Origin of the sequence: Mesorhizobium sp. M0340, from assembly GCF_040321535.1 — a bacterium.
Taxonomy (GTDB): Bacteria; Pseudomonadota; Alphaproteobacteria; order Rhizobiales; family Rhizobiaceae; genus Mesorhizobium.
Genome location: NZ_JAMYRR010000008.1, coordinates 94,458 through 109,752, shown reverse-complemented (window position 1 = coordinate 109,752; position 15,295 = coordinate 94,458). Strand labels below are relative to the sequence as shown.

Below are 15,295 nucleotides of genomic sequence, written 5' to 3'. Positions count from 1 at the left end.
CTCCCTTTCGTTCGCAAATCCCTGCCCACCGGCCGCATCAAAGCCGGCGAGAAAGCCCGATCATGACAGTATTCCTCCCGGCGGCGCCGAGCTATTGCAGCCGCTTCGGCGTTGCCGTCCTGCTCGTCGCGTTGGCCGATTTCTTCTTCTATGGCCAACCGGCGGGCATCACGCTTTTCCTGTTCGGCGTTGCGATTGCCGCGGCGAGCATGGCTCTCCATCCTCTCGGCGTCTTCAACGATGGCAAGTTCTTGTTCAAGCCGGTTGCGCTGCTTGTGGGGCTGCTGCCGCTTGTGGAAAATGTCAGCGCACTGTCCGTCTCGATCGCGCTGGCGGGGCTGGCCATCTTCGTGCTTTCACTGGCCGGACGGCTGCGGCGCGGCCTTGCCCGCATTGCCGGCCAGCTTTTGACCTTCCTGCTCGCAGCGCCTTTTCGGTTCATCCGCGATTTCTTCCGCTGGCGCACGGCGGCGCGGCGGCTTGGCAGGCGGCGCGTGCGCCTTGCGGCGATCGCCGTCTGGGTCATGCCGCTGAGCCTCGGCGCAGTGTTTCTCGCGCTGTTCGGCGCCGCCAATCCGGTCATCGAATACTGGTTTTCGCTGATTGACCTCTTCGCCCTGCTCAACCTCATGCAGTTGCCGCGTCTTGCCTTCTGGCTGTCCGTGCTCGTCGGCGTATGGGCCTTTCTGCGGCCGCGCCTGCCGCGGTTTCTCCGCCGCCGCAGGCTGTCGCCAGCCAGCGCAGCGGCGACGCCGGCCACCAGGACCACGATCGAGGACATCGTCTTCGGCAAGGCCGCTATCCTCCGCGCGCTCGTCGTCTTCAACATCCTGTTCGCGGTGCAGAGCTTACTCGACGCCACCTATCTGTGGGGCGGCATCGCGCTTCCCGACGGGCTGACCTATGCCGCCTACGCGCATCGCGGTGCCTACCCGCTGATCGTCACGGCACTGCTGGCCGCCGGCTTCGTGCTGGCGGCGCTGCGGCCGGGCAGCGCGACCTCCGGCGATCCGCTCATCCGCCGGCTGGTCTATGTCTGGGTGGCGCAGAACATCGTTCTGGTGATCTCGTCGATCCTGCGGCTCGATCTCTATATCGGCATCTATGCGCTGACCTACTGGCGTGTCGCCGCCTTCGTCTGGATGGGGCTGGTGGCGGCGGGCCTTGCCCTGATCATAGCCCGCATCGCGCGCGGAAAATCCAACGAATGGCTGCTTTCCGCCAATCTTCTGACGCTATCGGCGACGCTCTATGCCTGCTCCTTCATCAACTTTGCCGCGCTGATCGCCAGCTACAATGTCGACCATTCCTTCGAAATGACCGGCCAAGGCGCCCAGCTCGACGCCTGGTACCTGCGCTCGCTCGGGCCCGGCGCCTTGCCGGCACTCGATCGTTTCGTCCAGCACCAGAGCAGGACGGTTTCCGCGGAGGATGCCTCCATCCGCGAACTCGCCGACTGGTATGCACAGGACGAAGCACGCTTCCGCGCCGGCCAGGAAAACTGGCGCGGCTGGAGCTTTCGTGACTGGCGGCTCAACCGCGCCCTCGACAGGCGTGGCCCGTTTGTGGTTCCTCCGATGTCCGAACCCTTCATGCCGGGCCGCTGATTTGATGCCGCACCACATACTGGTCGCCGACGACGATCCGCACATTCGCGAAATCATCTGCTTCGCGCTCGAAAAGGCCGGCATGAAAACGCTGGCGGTGCCGGACGGCGCAGCTGCCTTGCTGGCGATCGACGCCGTGCTCCCGATCTTGTCGTGCTCGATATCGGCATGCCGGAAATGGACGGGCTGGAAGTGTGCCGGCGGCTTCGCCACACATCCGACGTGCCGGTGCTGTTCCTGTCCGCGCGGGATGAGGAGATCGACCGCATACTGGGGCTGGAAATGGGCGGCGACGACTATGTCACCAAGCCGTTCAGCCCGCGCGAGCTGGTCGCCCGCGTCAACGTCATCCTGCGTCGCGCCCGGCCTGCGCCCGAACCAGCCGACGACCGGCAATTCTCTCATGGCAGACTGGCGCTGGTGCCGGCAAGCCATACAGCCAGCTTCGACGGCAAGCCGCTGGCGCTGACCTCGATCGAATTCGCGATCCTGAAAGGGTTTCTGGCGCGGCCGGCGCATGTGCTCGGCCGCGACATGGTGATGGCCAATGCCTATGCCGCCAACATCCACGTCGCCGACCGCACCGTCGACAGCCATATCCGCAACATCCGCGCCAAGCTCGCGGCCATTGGCTGCGTCGATGCGATCGAGACCGTGCATGGCGTCGGCTTCCGGCTCGGCCGATGCGGGAGTTGAGCGCCCGAAAATGGATTGGCAGCAAATGGCGGCCACGGCTTGCCACGGTCGTCATTGCCATCCTGATCATGGTGATGGCGCTGCCGCTGGCCGGCCTGTTCTTCTTCCGGCTCTACGAGAACCAGCTGATCCGCCAGACCGAGGCCGAGCTGATCGCACAAGGTGCCGCCCTTGCCGCGATCTATGCGCAAGAGGTCCGTGAGGCCGGCCTTGCCCCGGAAAAGCTCGGCACATCCATGCCTCCACCCAGTACAAGGGATCGGGCTTCTCCCTACCAGCCAATCGAACCGCGCCTCGATCTTGCGTCCGACAGGATCCTGCCAACCCGGCCAGCAGCCACGGCGGCCAGCGTCGATCCTGCCTTCGCGGCAATCGGCGCGCGGCTGTCGGGCATTCTTGCCGAGACGCAGAAAACCACACTTGCCGGCTTCCGGCTGCTCGATCCCGGAGGCGTGGTCATCGCCGGCCGTGAGGAGGCCGGCCTGTCGCTCGCCGCTGTCGAAGAAGTGCGCGCAGCGCTTGCCGGCCGCTACGCCAGCGCGCTCGGGCTGCGGGTGCCGGACCAGCCTTCGCCGCCGCTCTATTCGGTCAGCCGCGGCACCAAGGTTCGCGTCTTTGTCGCCATGCCGGTTGCCGTTTCCGGCAAGGTCGCCGGCGTGGTCTATCTGTCGCGGACGCCCAACAACATCGTCAAGCATCTCTATGGCGAGCGCGGCAAGGTGGCGCTGGCGGCAATTGCCATTCTAGGCGGCACGCTGCTGATCGGGCTGGTTTTCCTGCGCACCGTCAGCCGGCCGATCTATGCGCTGATGGAACGCACGAATCGCATCGCCGCCGGCGACCGCGCGGCGATCAGGCCGCTCGATCACCACGGCACGCGCGAAATGGCGGCGCTTTCTGCCGCCTTCCTCGACATGGCCGAAAAACTGCATGCACGCTCCGACGGCATCCAGACTTTTGCCACCCACGTCTCGCACGAGCTCAAATCGCCGCTGACGGCGATCCAGGGCGCCGCCGAACTGTTGCGCGATTCGGGCAGCGCGATGGACGAGGCCGAACGGCGGCGCTTTTCGGACAATATCGTCACCGATGCCGGCCGGCTCAATCTGCTGGTGCGCCGCCTGCTCGACCTGGCGCGCGCCGAAAATCTCGAGCCCAGCGGCGAAAGCACGTCGCTCACTGCTGCGCTGGCGCTGCTGCCGGCTGACGACAGGCTGGCGGTGCGCCTCGAGGCGGGCGCCCGGATCGGTCTGCGCATATCGGCCGAAAACGCGGCGATCGTGCTGGCCAACCTCATCGACAATTCGGCGCGGCACGGCGCAACGCTGGTTTCGATCACGGCCGCAAGCGCGGACGGCAAGGCCACCATTGTGGTGGACGACGACGGCGCCGGCATTTCGCCCAGCAACCGAGGCCGCATCTTCGAGCCGTTCTTCACCACGCGCCGCGATTCCGGCGGCAGCGGCATGGGCCTCGGCATCGTGCTGGCCCTCCTGAAAGCGCATGATGGCACGATCCGGCTGGTTGACTCCGCGAGCGGCACGCGCTTCGAGATCATCCTGCCGGCGGCGTGACTCGGCGATTCAGACCGGAAGGGCGAAAAGGTGCATTACGACATCGTCATCATCGGTGGAGCCATCGTCGGCTCGTCGGTTGCCTATTACCTGCGCGAGGAAGGGTTTTCGGGCTCGGTTGCACTTGTCGAGCGCGACCCGCAATTTTCTCATGCGGCGACCACACTGTCCTGCGCCTCCATCCGCCAGCAGTTTTCGATCCCGGAAAACATCCGTCTGTCGCAGTTCACGCTGAAACTGTTCCGGCGGCTCAGGGAGGAGTTTGGCGCGGATGCCGATATCGGCTTTCGCGAAGGCGGTTATCTCATCCTTGCCGGCGAAAACGGGCTGCCTATCCTGCGGGCCAACCACGAAGCGCAGATGGCCGAGGGCGCCGACATCCTGCTCGAGGATGCGGAGGCGCTCGTCCGCCGCTTTCCGTGGCTGTCGGTCGAAGGCATTTCCGCCGGCGCATATGGCCGCAGCGGCGAAGGCTGGTTCGACGCGCATGCGATGCTGATGCTGTTCCGCAAGGCACTGCGGACGAAGGACATCGACTTTATCACGGCGTCGGTGACGGGTATCGAGCGGCTAGGCGGCCGCGTCACTGGTGTATTTCTGGACAATGGCGAGCGGCTCGAGGCCGGCAGGGTCGTCAACGCCGCCGGGCCGAATGCCGGCAAGGTGGCGGCAATGGCCGGGCTGGCGCTGCCGGTGGAGCCGCGCAAGCGCAATGTCTTCGTCTTTGAGGCGCGCGAGAAATATGAGGACATGCCGCTGCTGGTCGACCCGAGCGGCATCTATGTCCGGCCGGAGGGCTCGGTCTACATCACCGGCGGCGCCGAGCCGGAAGAGGGCGAAGGACCAGCCGATCCCGCCGACTTCGACCCCGACTGGCCGCTGTTCGAAGAGGTGATCTGGCCGGTGCTGGCGACCCGCATTCCAGCCTTCGAGGCGATCAAGCCGACGCGCGCCTGGGTGGGCCATTACGACTACAACACGCTCGACCAGAATGCGGTGATCGGCCCGCATCCCGAGGTCGGTAATTTCCTCTTCGCCAACGGGTTTTCCGGTCACGGCTTGCAGCAGGCTCCAGCGGTCGGCAAGGCGCTGGCCGAACTGATCGTGCATGGCGGCTATCGCACGGTGGATTGCTCGGCGTTCGGGTATAGCCGGATCGCCGATGGGCGGCCGTTTCGGGAATTGAATGTAATTTAACGCTAGCCCGAAGGGATGCTACCGTTGCTTGGTGGATTAAGCCGCCACCAAGCCGTCCTTACCAAGATACGCCTGAAGCCAGCCCAGCACCTGGGCCCAGCCTTCGGCATGCTTCGTCGCCGCAGAAGCGAGGCCGGCGAAGCCGCCATGGCAGATGGTGACGCGTGTGCCGCCGGCGATCGGCGCCAGCAGCCAGGCGACTTTGGTTTCGCGGCGGCCAAGCGTCGGATGGTCCCAGCCGTATCTCCGCGTCTGCACGATCCGGCGCGGCTCTTCGATCTCCAGGAATTCGCCGCTGGCGGGCAGGTGTCTGCCGGCCGCCGTCTCGACGGTGACGCTCCAGCGGCCGCCGACGTGGAGGTCGGCCGTCCATCCGGTCATCCGGTAGGTCGCGGCGGACCCCCACCAGCGCTCGACCTCACGTGTAACGAGCGCGTCAAAGATCCGCTCGGCCGGCGCGCAAACATCGGCGCTCGCCATAACGGTCTTGCCATTGGTCATGCTGTGCACCGCGGAACTGTACATCGCCTGTCTCCAGAAACGTTTCGCTATCGAAACAACCTCAAGTCTTCGACGCCGGGCGTGACAGGCCTTTGCCGGTTTCGAGCAGGCTCTTCAGGCTGGACAGGATGAGCGGCCAGCCGTTCGCCACATGGCCAAGCAGCTTGTGCGGTCCATCGGCTTCGTGTGTGACGGCGAGCTTCACCATCTCGCCCTCCTGCTCGATGGCGAAGGTGCAGCGTGTGTAGCCGTCCGCCTTGACCTCGGGCATGAACTCGTTGCGCCATTTGAGCACGATGCGCTTGGGTGGATCGATCTCGAGGACCTCGCCGCTGTCGGTGACGCGGCCGTCGGTGTAAACCATCTTCCACGCCGAACCTTGTTTCCAGTCGCTTAGCATCTGGGCGCCGAGGAAATATTGCCGATGGAACTCCGGCTCGGTCAGCGCTTGCCAGAGTTTTTCGGGCGAGGTGCGGATGTAGGTGACATAAACGAAAATGTTGCTCATCAGTCTTCCCTTTCGAGGCGTTTCTTCAAAACGCTGAGGGCGCCCAGTCGCCCCCGCTCGAATTTGCCGATCCAGCGTTCGGCGATCTCGTTGATGGGAACCGGATTCAGAGAATGTTGCTTCTCGCGTCCCTTGCGGATGGTGGTGACGAGGTTTGCTTCTTCTAGGATCGCCAGATGCTTGGTCACCGCCTGGCGCGTCATGTCCATCTCACCGCACAGCGCGTTCAGCGTCTGCCCGTTCCTTGCATGAAGGCTGTCCAGTAATCGCCGACGTGTCGGGTCGGCCAAGGCGCGAAAGACGGCATCCATGCTCATGACCCTAATATGCAACCATCTGGTTGCATGTCAAGAGGCAGAACCTTGGCCGAGGATGCGCAGGTTGAGGTCGCTGAAAGTGGATTTCAGCGCTTGCGGCCGAACCAGAATGCGTTGGGCATGCGCTCCATGCCGATACGCTCATAGAAGCCGACGGCGTCGGGCATGGAGATCAGGCTGATGGCGACGGACGGTCCGAGTTGCCGGCGTGCCTCATCCATCAGACTCTTGCCGATACCCAGCCCTTGCGCCGATGCAGAAACAGCGAGCTCGGAGATATAGCAGACCCAGGAAAAGTCGGTGATGCCGCGAGCGACACCGACCAGCGGCTTGCCTTCTGTGTCGAGACGCGCGGTGAGCACCAAATTGGCCGCTGACAACATCGCCTTCAATCGAGTGTTGTCATCGACGGGCCGTGTCTCGCCGAGGCCGGATTCCACCAGCACGCGGCGGAACTCGGCGGTGCCGAGGTCCGGTTCGCTGGCGTAAAGGATCGTGGATCGCGTTGTCATGTCGATAAAAGTGCACCATGGGCCGGTGGTTTTGAAGCGTTTTGTGTTTCGATCGACGACGGAAGTCCAGAAACAGCCGCCTTTTATTTGCCCGCGGCTTTGTGTAAACCGGGCGCCAGCAATTCCCCGCAACGAGAAGAAGACGGGCAAGAACCATGGAAAAATTCACCAAGCTCACCGGCGTCGCCGCGCCGATGCCGATCGTCAATGTCGACACCGACATGATCATCCCCAAGGATTATCTCAAGACGATCAAGCGCACCGGGCTCGGCACCGGCTTGTTCGCCGAAATGCGCTACAAGGACGACGGTTCGGAAAACCCGGACTTCGTGCTCAACAAGCCGGCCTACCGCAAGGCGCAGATCCTGGTCGCCGGCGACAATTTCGGCTGCGGTTCGAGCCGGGAACATGCACCGTGGGCGCTGCTCGATTTCGGCATCCGCTGCGTCATCTCGACCTCGTTCGCCGACATTTTCTACAACAACTGCTTCAAGAACGGCATCCTGCCGATCACCGTCAGCGCTGAAGACCTGGAGAAGCTGATGGACGATGCGTCGCGCGGTTCCAACGCGACGCTGTCGGTCGATCTCGAGACCAAGGAAATCCGCGGGCCGGACGGCGGCGTGGTCAAGTTCGACCTCGACGAGTTCAAGCGCCACTGCCTGCTCAACGGGCTCGACGATATCGGTCTGACCATGGAGAAGGCTGGCGCCATCGCTTCGTTCGAGAAGAAGAATGCTGCTGAGCGCCCCTGGGCCTGAGCGGTACGATGACCTGGCCGCGACAGACCGGGTTCGTGGCGGCTGAACGGAGGGGACAGTCATGACACGTTCGCTTCTTGCAGGGGCCTGCGCGCTGGCGTGGATTCTGATGCCAGTGGCAGGCGCGCATGCACAGACCGATATGGTGCTCGTGCCGGCTGACGATGCGTCCGGCGGGGCCGACCAGGGGGCGTTGAGCAATGCGGCCCTAGCCGACAATGACAAACAGGCGCCGATCCCGTTCGAGGGCGGCCAGCTGACCATTACCCAGGAAGAAGAGTACGGGGAACGGGTGCTCGCCTTCGACGGCAAGGAACTGGCGCGCAATTACGACGTCTTCTTCGACAAGGTCGTCGAGGTCGGCGGTGTCAAGGTGGCGCTTGTCGATGTCGGCGACGGCGGCAATCAATGCGGCCCGGCCAAGGTGATCGTGTGGAAGCCGGAAGGCGGCACGATCCAGACGACCACGGTCGAGCAGGATGAATGCGGCGCACCGCCGGCCGCGATCTCCGATAGCGCCATCTATTTCGTACCCTATCTTTTGCCGGGCGATTCCAAGCCGGCGCTGCAATGGTCGCCGACGGACGGGCTGACGACGTCCGGTATTCTGACCTACATGCCGGAGCCGGGCACCGACTGGAAAGACGTCGATCCGTCGAAATACGACAACATCATTGATGCCTTTCACAACGAGGCCGTCTACAGGCTAGCCGAGACGCTGCTCGGCAAGGACATGCCCGACATGGCGACCAGCCTGCTGGTCGGCGGCGGTACTGAGGAGACCGCTTCGGGCGCCTTTTTTGCCAGCGGCTGCGTACCGCATGACTGCGGCGGCAATGACGGTTTCATGGCCGTCGACCCGGTCAACCATAAGCTCTATTTTGCCCGCCGCGGCGACAAGCCCGAGCCGGACGCGTGGCCGGCGGTGAATACATGGCCGGCCGACGTCAAGGAAGCGCTGGACAAGGCGCTGGGGTCGGCGAATTAAGGTTTCGACAAGGGGTCGCAACTGCGCATTCGTCATCCCCGGGCTTGACCCGAGGATCCATGCCGCGACCGTTGTCGGAAGGCGCGGCTGAGCAGAAATTCTGCACCGTGGCAAAGCCCATGATGTCTCGGCATGGATCCTATGGTCTACGCTGCGTCGCTACGCTCCTTGCTCCGCCATAGGATGACGACGGGATAGATGCTCCGGCCAATCTCCAAGGTTTGTGTCTTGCCGCCTCGTGACAACTCATGACCCGCCCGGCCCCCTCTGCTAGACGATGCTCAGCAACCCAACGACGCCGCCCCATGCGCACACTCATCTCCACCGGTTCGCCCTTCGAGAAGACCGCCGGCTATTCGCGTGTCGTGGTGCAGGGCGACTGGTGTTTCGTGTCCGGAACGACCGGCTACGATTATGCCACTATGACGATGCCGGAGACGGTCGAGGCGCAGACGCGTAATTGCCTCGCTACCATCGCCAAGGCATTGCAAGACGGCGGCTTCGAGATGGCCGATGTGGTGCGGGCACATTACTATATCACCGATGCGGCTTTCGTGGATGTGGTGTTCCCGATCCTCGGCGAGGCCTTTGGCGAGATCAGGCCGGCGGCAACGATGATCGTGTGCCAGCTCAACAAGCCGGAGATGAAGATCGAGATCGAGGTGACGGCGCTGCGGCGTACAGCCTGATGCCTGTCACGGTTGCGACAACGACACGGTTAGCACGAGGATCGGCCAATGGTGAAGGTCAGGCGCATCGTTGCAAACATAGACACGCAGGATATCGCGGCGGCAAAACCCTTCTATCAGGATGTGCTCGGCCTCGATCTCAAGATGGATATGGGCTGGATCGCTACCTACGGCTCGCAAGAGACGATGTCCGTGCAGGTCAGTTTCATGGCCGAAGGGGGATCAGGAACGCCGGTGCCGGACATCTCTATCGAAGTCGATGACGTCGATGCCGCGCTTGAAAGCATGAGGACGGCCGGCTTTGCCATCGAATACGGTCCGGCGGACGAATCCTGGGGCGTGCGGCGCTTCTTCGTACGCGACCCGTTCGGCAGGCTGGTCAATATTCTTTCGCATCTGTAGGCGCTTTGGCTTTGAGCATCGGATTCTCCCAAAACCGGTTTCCACTTTGGTCCGATGCTATGAGCCGCAGGCTTGCGCGCCGGCTGCTTGGCGTTTAGCAAGGCCGCGTTCATGCGCTAAACAATCGGGACGGTTCTCATGGCTTCGAAAAATCTTCTCCTGCTTGCCGGCGACGGCATCGGCCCCGAGGCGATGGCCGAGGTGAAGAAGCTGATCGCCGCCATGAACGACAGGCTCGGCAGCGATTTCGTCACCGATGAGGGCCTTGTCGGCGGCTGCGCCTATGACGCGCATGGCGCGGCGATCTCCGATGCCGACATGGCCAAGGCGATGGCCGCGGACGCAGTGCTGTTCGGCGCCGTCGGCGGACCGAAATGGGATGCGGTGCCTTACGAGGTGCGCCCGGAGGCGGGTCTGCTGCGGCTGCGCAAGGACATGGAGCTGTTTGCCAATCTCAGGCCGGCAATCTGCTATCCGGCGCTGGCGGCGTCCTCCTCGCTCAAGCAGGAGGTGGTCGAAGGGCTCGATATCCTCATCGTGCGCGAGCTCACCGGCGGCGTCTATTTCGGCGAGCCGAAGCAGATCATCGATCTCGGCAACGGCCAGAAGCGCGGCATCGACACCCAAGTCTACGATACGTTCGAGATCGAGCGCATTTCGGGCGTTGCCTTCGAGTTGGCACGCACGCGCAAGAACCACGTCACCTCGATGGAAAAGCGCAATGTGATGAAATCTGGCGTGCTGTGGAACGAGGTCGTCACCCAGACGCACAAGGCGCGCTATGCCGACGTCAAGCTCGATCACATGTTGGCCGATGCCGGCGGCATGCAGTTGGTGCGCTGGCCGAAGCAGTTCGACGTCATCGTCACCGACAATCTGTTCGGCGACATGCTGTCCGACATCGCCGCCATGCTGACCGGCTCGATCGGCATGCTGCCGTCCGCCTCTCTCGGCGCGCCGGATGCGAAGACAAAAAAGCGCAAGGCGCTCTACGAGCCGGTGCACGGCTCGGCGCCCGACATCGCCGGCAAGGGCATCGCCAATCCGATCGCCATGATCGCCTCCTTCGCCATGTGCATGCGCTATTCCTTCGGCATGGTTGAAGAGGCCGACCGGCTGGAAGGCGCGATCGCCGCCGTTCTCGACCAGGGCTTGCGCACCAGGGATATTCATTCGCCGGGGATGACCGAGGTCGGCACCGCTGAGATGGGCGACGCGATCATCGCCAAGTTCCTGGGCTGATCCCGTGTCGGTCGACGTCCGCTGGGCGACGACCGGGGATGCCGCCGCACTCGCCGCCATGCTTTGCGAAATGGCAGTGCATTACCGGCAGCCGCCACTCGACGCCAGCCAAGCTTTGTCGGCGGCGCAGAAATGGCTTGGCGACGAAAGTCCGGCCTATCCGCATTTTGCGCTCGCCTTCGTCGATGGTGAAGTTTGCGGGCTGGCCTCGGTTGCGATCGCGCATCCCGGCATCGATCTCGAGCGGCTGCTGTTCCTCAAGGACCTATTCGTACGCGATGATGCCCGCAATGGCGGTGTCGGTCGAGCGCTGATGGCATTCCTTGCCGGCCATTGCCTGCGCGAAGGCATCGGCCGCATCGACTTGACCGCCGAGGACTGGAACGAGCGTGCGCTGCGCTTCTACGTCGGGCTCGGCGCGGAGCGCCAGGCCCGGAAGGTCTTCCTCAGACTTTCGAGCGAGGCGCTGAAGGCGATCGCTAAACCCTGACGCCCGCCGGCACCGGCCCCCAAAGGTTTTCACCGACCTTGGATGGGATAAGCCCAAGCGCCAACAGACCCAGCGTGTTGAAGCCGGGAACGAAGTACAGCAAAACGAACCAGCCGCTCAGGCCGATGTCGTGCAGGCGTCGTACCATAAGGGCAAACCACGGCAGGACAGTCAGTAGCAGGAACACGAAGGCTGGCGCATAACCCAAAGCTCCAAATTCCAGGTCGCCTCTGACAGCTGTGATCGCTGCATTGATGAGGACGCCGAACGCAAAAAGCGCGAAGAACACGATCAGCGTGAACAGAAAAAAGCCCCAAAATTCCTTGCGGCGGGCGCGGCCGGTGAAGCTGACATGTCTCACTTTGAATGCGCGCCAGAAATAAGCCCATAATCCGGTGGATTGGGCAGGTTCAACGCCGTTGGGAATGAGGCTGCGGGATTCGGCAGCCCTTGGCCTTCCTGCAATGACGGCGCGCGCAGTCCCATCGTCCGGCTGGAACTCGACGGGTGCGCCTCTGACCAACGCCACGCCGGGACTCAGATCCTCATGCCCGACGATGTAACGCTTGCCGTCGGCTCCATTGATGTATCCGAAACCCTGATCCTGGTCATAATGATAAATCGCGCCGCGCATTGCTTGCCCCCAAATACTGTGCCGTACGGATACTATCCAAGGTTGTTTTCAATTGCAATATGCACGCATGACATGTGCGAATGGAGCGGCTGCGAGGCGCGGCGCCGGCTAAACCCTGACGCCTGCCGGCACCGGACCCCACTGGTTTTCACGCGGCTGGGTCGGGATCAGCGCAAAGATCAGGATGATCACGATGCCGAAGGTCGGGATCAGGAAAAGAAGGAAGAGCCAGCCGGTCAGGCCGATGTCGTGCAGGCGACGCACGTTCAGCCCGAACCACGGCAGGGCTGTCGCCAGTAGAAAGAGGCCGAAAAGGCCGACCGTCACTGCCGGCAATTCACTGTTGTCGAGATTGCCCATGGCGTCGTCGATGAAGACGCCGATGCCTATGACCACGATCAGCGCGATCGTCCAGAACAGGCAATACCCCCAATATTCCTTGCGGCGGGCACGGCCGGCGAAGTTGAAGTAATTCTCGGTTAGACCCAGCCAGAAATCGTTCCACAGGCCGGCGGATTCGGCCGGACTTTGCTCAGCGGAACGGCCGAAATGCTGCGGCTGACATGCCGCTGGCGCATTGCCGGCCTGAGATGGCACGGCGGTTGCAGTGGAGGCGTCGGCAGGCGCACTGCGAGGTTGGGCGCGGATCGAAAAAACATCGCGTGCCCGTCCGCCAGCCGGCTGGAATTCGACGGTCGTACCTCCGGCAACCGATGCTTCGCGGCGCAAATCTTCGCGCGCCAAAGTGTAGCGGTTGCCGTCGGCTCCGGTGATGAAACCAAAACCCTGGTCTTCGTCGTAATGAAGAACTTCGCCGCGCATGTCCTGCCCACCCCCATTTCCCTGCCCCAGAGTGTGCAAAGTTCCGGCAGACCGCAAGGGCGTGCGGAAATGGAGAGTGTTGGCTATTTACCCCGGCCGTTTCTTCGATTTCTTGTGTTTCGCAGGTCCGCCTTCGAACTTCGCCTTGGCCGGTTTTCCGGCCCAGGGCTTCGCCTCGAATGCCGGGCGCTGGTCGGCCGGTGCGCGCTTCTCGAATTTGGGCGCATGCTGATCGAAGGTGCGCTTGCCGCGGTGGGGCTTCTTGTCGGGCCGCGGTTCCTGATAACCGGCTCGCGACAAATCCGGCGTGCCGTCCAGCCGGTTGACCGCAATGTTGCCCTGCAGCTTGCGGTCGGGACCGATCGCAGCGAGGAAGCGCTCGGCCCAGTCCGCCGCGATCTGCACGAAGGTTTCCTCCGGCTGCATCTTGATCGCGCCAATCTCGCGCTTGGAAATGCCGCCTGTCCGGCACAGCATCGGGATCAGCCAGCGCGGCTCGGCGTTCTGCCGGCGTCCGACCGACAGCGAGAACCAGACGCTGTCGCCGAAATCGTCGCGGCGGCTCGGTGGCTCGTCGCGGCGGGCGGCTCTGTCGCCAGCGGGTCTGTCGCCCGACGGCGTGAACGGAGCGACCTCCAAGAGATCCTCGGGCGCCGAGCGGCTGGAGCGGCAGAGACGCACGAAGGCCGCCGCCACCAGTTCGGCGCCACGTTGGGCGAGAAGCGCGTTGACGAAGCCGCGCTCATCGTCCGCCACCGGCTCGCTGAAGACCGGGTCGGCGAGGATGCGTTCGTCGTCGCGGCGCAAGACGTCGTCGGCCGAAGGCGGGCTCGCCCACGTCGCTGCAAGGCCGGCGCTTTGCAGCAGGCGTTCGGTGCGCCTGCGGGCATTGTTGGGCACGATCAGCGCGCTGACGCCCTTGCGTCCTGCCCGTCCCGTCCGCCCGCTTCGGTGCAGGAGCGTCTCCGGGTTGGTCGGCAAGTCGGCGTGGATGACCAGTTCGAGGTTGGGCAGGTCGATGCCGCGTGCCGCGACGTCGGTGGCGATGCAGACTTTTGCGCGGCCGTCGCGCATCGCCTGCAGCGCGTGGCTGCGCTCGTTCTGGCTAAGCTCGCCGGACAGCGCCACGACGGAAAAGTTGCGGTTGTTGAAGCGCGCCGTCAGATGGTTGACGGCGGCGCGGGTGTTGCAGAACACCAGCGCGTTCTTGGCTTCGTAAAAGCGCAGCACGTTGATGATGGCGTTTTCGCGATCCGCCTGGGCGACGCTCAGCGCCCGGTATTCGATGTCGAGATGTTGTTTCTCCTCGCCACCAGCCGAGATGCGTACCGCATCGCGCTGGTAGCCCTTGGCCAGCGTGGCGATGGAGCGCGGCACAGTGGCGGAAAACATCAGCGTGCGGCGATCGGCAGGGGCAGCATCGAGGATGAATTCCAGATCCTCGCGAAAGCCGAGATCGAGCATCTCGTCGGCTTCGTCGAGCACCACTGCCTTGAGCGCCGACATGTCGAGCGAGTTGCGGGTGATGTGGTCGCGCAGGCGGCCGGGCGTGCCGACGACGATATGGGCGCCGCGTTCCAGCGTGCGCCGCTCGGTGCGCATGTCCATGCCGCCGACGCAGGACGCCACCGTGGCGCCGGTCAGTTCGTAAAGCCATTCCAACTCGCGCGTCACCTGCAGGGCCAGTTCCCGCGTCGGCGCGACGGCCAGTGCCAGGGGTGCCGCCCTGTGGGAAAAGCGTTCCGCGCCGTCCAGAAGGGTCGGCGCCAAAGCCAGCCCGAAGGCGACGGTCTTGCCGGAGCCGGTCTGGGCCGAAACCAGCGCATCGGCCTGGCCAAGCTCGAGAACCGCCTTCTGCACCGGCGTCAGCTCGACATAGCCGCGTTTTTCCAGCGCCTTTGCCAGCGCGGGAACGATAGCTTCGAAATTGGACATCTTGCTCTTTCGAAATTCGGATTCTTAAATACCCGGCGACGGGTCAAGTGTCGGCAAGCGCCACGGACGGGCGCCACGAGCCAGACGATACCCGTTCGTACTTGGTGCCGCTGGCATTGTACAGGGCGGGCGGGTCGGCCTGGTTGCGATTGACTCTGGACGCAAACCGCGTAAAAGCCGGCACCGAACGGGATAGTTTCGATGCGCGGCCTTCTGATGGCGCTCCTTGCATTCGACATCCCCGGCCCCAATGCGAACCATTGGGCCGGGTGCGTCGCTGCGTCTCCTCGTTCCAGCAAACCCACGTTGTTGCTCAAAAAAACCGGCAAAACGACCACCAAAACGGTCTGATTCCCTTGGCCTAACCACCCTCTCCCGGGTCCGGCCCGGGGGTTGAAACCCGCATCGGCCGGCGGGTTT

General features: G+C 63.6%; 17 protein-coding genes and 1 pseudogene. 11 read left to right on the top strand and 7 right to left on the bottom strand.

The features are described from left to right. Positions 1-62 precede the first annotated feature (62 nt). The 4 genes and pseudogenes from NKI79_RS14285 (at position 63) to NKI79_RS14270 (ending at position 5,074) form a co-directional block, all read left to right on the top strand. Positions 63-1,607 carry a DUF4153 domain-containing protein gene (locus tag NKI79_RS14285; protein WP_352802227.1) on the top strand — a complete coding sequence of 515 codons (1,545 nt, stop codon included), beginning with the start codon at positions 63-65 and terminating at the stop codon, positions 1,605-1,607. Between the two features lie 4 nt (positions 1,608-1,611). Next, a pseudogene (locus tag NKI79_RS14280) lies at positions 1,612-2,303 on the top strand (response regulator). After that, the gene (locus NKI79_RS14275; protein WP_352802225.1) at positions 2,291-3,877 is read left to right on the top strand and encodes an ATP-binding protein; all 1,587 of its coding nucleotides are present in this window, start codon (positions 2,291-2,293) and stop codon (positions 3,875-3,877) included. Before NKI79_RS14280 ends, NKI79_RS14275 begins: the two are co-directional and overlap by 13 nt. 30 nt (positions 3,878-3,907) lie before the next feature. Next, a complete protein-coding gene (locus NKI79_RS14270; RefSeq protein ID WP_352802224.1) occupies positions 3,908-5,074 on the top strand; it encodes an NAD(P)/FAD-dependent oxidoreductase in 1,167 nt (388 codons plus the stop codon). Between the two features lie 36 nt (positions 5,075-5,110). Here the strand turns inward: NKI79_RS14270 and NKI79_RS14265 are convergent, their stop codons facing one another. The 4 genes from NKI79_RS14265 to NKI79_RS14250 form a co-directional block, all read right to left on the bottom strand. After that, a complete protein-coding gene (locus NKI79_RS14265) occupies positions 5,111-5,599 on the bottom strand; it encodes an SRPBCC family protein (RefSeq protein ID WP_352802222.1) in 489 nt (162 codons plus the stop codon). A 37-nt stretch (positions 5,600-5,636) separates the two neighbouring features. Next, positions 5,637-6,083: an SRPBCC family protein gene (locus NKI79_RS14260; RefSeq protein WP_352650262.1), complete on the bottom strand. Its 447-nt coding sequence runs from the start codon at positions 6,081-6,083 to the stop codon at positions 5,637-5,639. Next, positions 6,083-6,394 (bottom strand): ArsR/SmtB family transcription factor, encoded by a 312-nt coding sequence (locus NKI79_RS14255; protein WP_352802372.1) that lies wholly within the window; start codon positions 6,392-6,394, stop codon positions 6,083-6,085. The genes NKI79_RS14260 and NKI79_RS14255 overlap by 1 nt, the downstream gene beginning before the upstream one ends. 92 nt (positions 6,395-6,486) lie before the next feature. After that, the gene (locus NKI79_RS14250) at positions 6,487-6,912 is read right to left on the bottom strand and encodes a GNAT family N-acetyltransferase (protein WP_352802220.1); all 426 of its coding nucleotides are present in this window, start codon (positions 6,910-6,912) and stop codon (positions 6,487-6,489) included. 155 nt (positions 6,913-7,067) lie between these two features. On the opposite strand from NKI79_RS14250, the gene leuD reads away from it, so the two are divergent. From leuD to NKI79_RS14220, 6 genes are all read left to right on the top strand, one after another. Further along, the gene (gene leuD, locus NKI79_RS14245) at positions 7,068-7,673 is read left to right on the top strand and encodes a 3-isopropylmalate dehydratase small subunit (RefSeq protein ID WP_254817902.1); all 606 of its coding nucleotides are present in this window, start codon (positions 7,068-7,070) and stop codon (positions 7,671-7,673) included. Between the two features lie 61 nt (positions 7,674-7,734). Then, positions 7,735-8,661, top strand: coding sequence for an Ivy family c-type lysozyme inhibitor (locus NKI79_RS14240; protein ID WP_352802218.1), 927 nt, complete (start codon positions 7,735-7,737; stop codon positions 8,659-8,661). A 305-nt stretch (positions 8,662-8,966) separates the two neighbouring features. Beyond that, the gene (locus NKI79_RS14235; protein WP_352802216.1) at positions 8,967-9,350 is read left to right on the top strand and encodes a RidA family protein; all 384 of its coding nucleotides are present in this window, start codon (positions 8,967-8,969) and stop codon (positions 9,348-9,350) included. Between the two features lie 51 nt (positions 9,351-9,401). Further along, positions 9,402-9,752: a VOC family protein gene (locus NKI79_RS14230; RefSeq protein ID WP_352802370.1), complete on the top strand. Its 351-nt coding sequence runs from the start codon at positions 9,402-9,404 to the stop codon at positions 9,750-9,752. Between the two features lie 138 nt (positions 9,753-9,890). Beyond that, positions 9,891-10,994, top strand: a complete 1,104-nt coding sequence (gene leuB / locus NKI79_RS14225; protein WP_254817899.1) for a 3-isopropylmalate dehydrogenase — start codon at positions 9,891-9,893, stop codon at positions 10,992-10,994. Between the two features lie 4 nt (positions 10,995-10,998). Further along, entirely contained in the window at positions 10,999-11,484 is a 486-nt protein-coding gene (locus NKI79_RS14220; RefSeq protein WP_254817898.1) for a GNAT family N-acetyltransferase, read from the top strand. On the opposite strand, the gene NKI79_RS14215 is transcribed toward NKI79_RS14220, so the two are convergent. The 3 genes from NKI79_RS14215 to NKI79_RS14205 all read right to left on the bottom strand — a co-directional run bounded on the left by NKI79_RS14215 (position 11,474) and on the right by NKI79_RS14205 (position 14,875). Further along, on the bottom strand, positions 11,474-12,118 hold the full coding sequence (locus NKI79_RS14215) for a DUF805 domain-containing protein (protein ID WP_352802214.1): 645 nt from the start codon (positions 12,116-12,118) through the stop codon (positions 11,474-11,476). The genes NKI79_RS14220 and NKI79_RS14215 overlap by 11 nt on opposite strands. Before the next feature lie 108 nt (positions 12,119-12,226). Beyond that, positions 12,227-12,940, bottom strand: a complete 714-nt coding sequence (locus NKI79_RS14210) for a DUF805 domain-containing protein (RefSeq protein ID WP_254817896.1) — start codon at positions 12,938-12,940, stop codon at positions 12,227-12,229. A gap of 87 nt (positions 12,941-13,027) precedes the next feature. Next, positions 13,028-14,875, bottom strand: coding sequence for a DEAD/DEAH box helicase (locus tag NKI79_RS14205; protein WP_254817895.1), 1,848 nt, complete (start codon positions 14,873-14,875; stop codon positions 13,028-13,030). A 201-nt stretch (positions 14,876-15,076) separates the two neighbouring features. Between NKI79_RS14205 and NKI79_RS14200 the strand changes: the two genes are divergently transcribed. After that, positions 15,077-15,226 carry a hypothetical protein gene (locus NKI79_RS14200; protein ID WP_254817894.1) on the top strand — a complete coding sequence of 50 codons (150 nt, stop codon included), beginning with the start codon at positions 15,077-15,079 and terminating at the stop codon, positions 15,224-15,226. Positions 15,227-15,295: the final 69 nt, after the last annotated feature.

Excerpts from the sequence above, each read along its gene's own strand:
- NKI79_RS14240 (WP_352802218.1), top strand. The coding sequence starts at position 7,735 with ATGACACGTTCGCTTCTTGCAGGGGCCTGCGCGCTGGCGTGGATTCTG.
- NKI79_RS14210 (WP_254817896.1), bottom strand. The coding sequence starts at position 12,940 with ATGCGCGGCGAAGTTCTTCATTACGACGAAGACCAGGGTTTTGGTTTC.
- leuD (WP_254817902.1), top strand. The coding sequence starts at position 7,068 with ATGGAAAAATTCACCAAGCTCACCGGCGTCGCCGCGCCGATGCCGATC.
- NKI79_RS14215 (WP_352802214.1), bottom strand. The coding sequence starts at position 12,118 with ATGCGCGGCGCGATTTATCATTATGACCAGGATCAGGGTTTCGGATAC.
- NKI79_RS14285 (WP_352802227.1), top strand. The coding sequence starts at position 63 with ATGACAGTATTCCTCCCGGCGGCGCCGAGCTATTGCAGCCGCTTCGGC.
- NKI79_RS14235 (WP_352802216.1), top strand. The coding sequence starts at position 8,967 with ATGCGCACACTCATCTCCACCGGTTCGCCCTTCGAGAAGACCGCCGGC.
- NKI79_RS14200 (WP_254817894.1), top strand. The coding sequence starts at position 15,077 with ATGCGCGGCCTTCTGATGGCGCTCCTTGCATTCGACATCCCCGGCCCC.
- NKI79_RS14275 (WP_352802225.1), top strand. The coding sequence starts at position 2,291 with ATGCGGGAGTTGAGCGCCCGAAAATGGATTGGCAGCAAATGGCGGCCA.
- NKI79_RS14250 (WP_352802220.1), bottom strand. The coding sequence starts at position 6,912 with ATGACAACGCGATCCACGATCCTTTACGCCAGCGAACCGGACCTCGGC.
- NKI79_RS14265 (WP_352802222.1), bottom strand. The coding sequence starts at position 5,599 with ATGTACAGTTCCGCGGTGCACAGCATGACCAATGGCAAGACCGTTATG.
- leuB (WP_254817899.1), top strand. The coding sequence starts at position 9,891 with ATGGCTTCGAAAAATCTTCTCCTGCTTGCCGGCGACGGCATCGGCCCC.
- NKI79_RS14260 (WP_352650262.1), bottom strand. The coding sequence starts at position 6,083 with ATGAGCAACATTTTCGTTTATGTCACCTACATCCGCACCTCGCCCGAA.
- NKI79_RS14205 (WP_254817895.1), bottom strand. The coding sequence starts at position 14,875 with ATGTCCAATTTCGAAGCTATCGTTCCCGCGCTGGCAAAGGCGCTGGAA.
- NKI79_RS14255 (WP_352802372.1), bottom strand. The coding sequence starts at position 6,394 with ATGGATGCCGTCTTTCGCGCCTTGGCCGACCCGACACGTCGGCGATTA.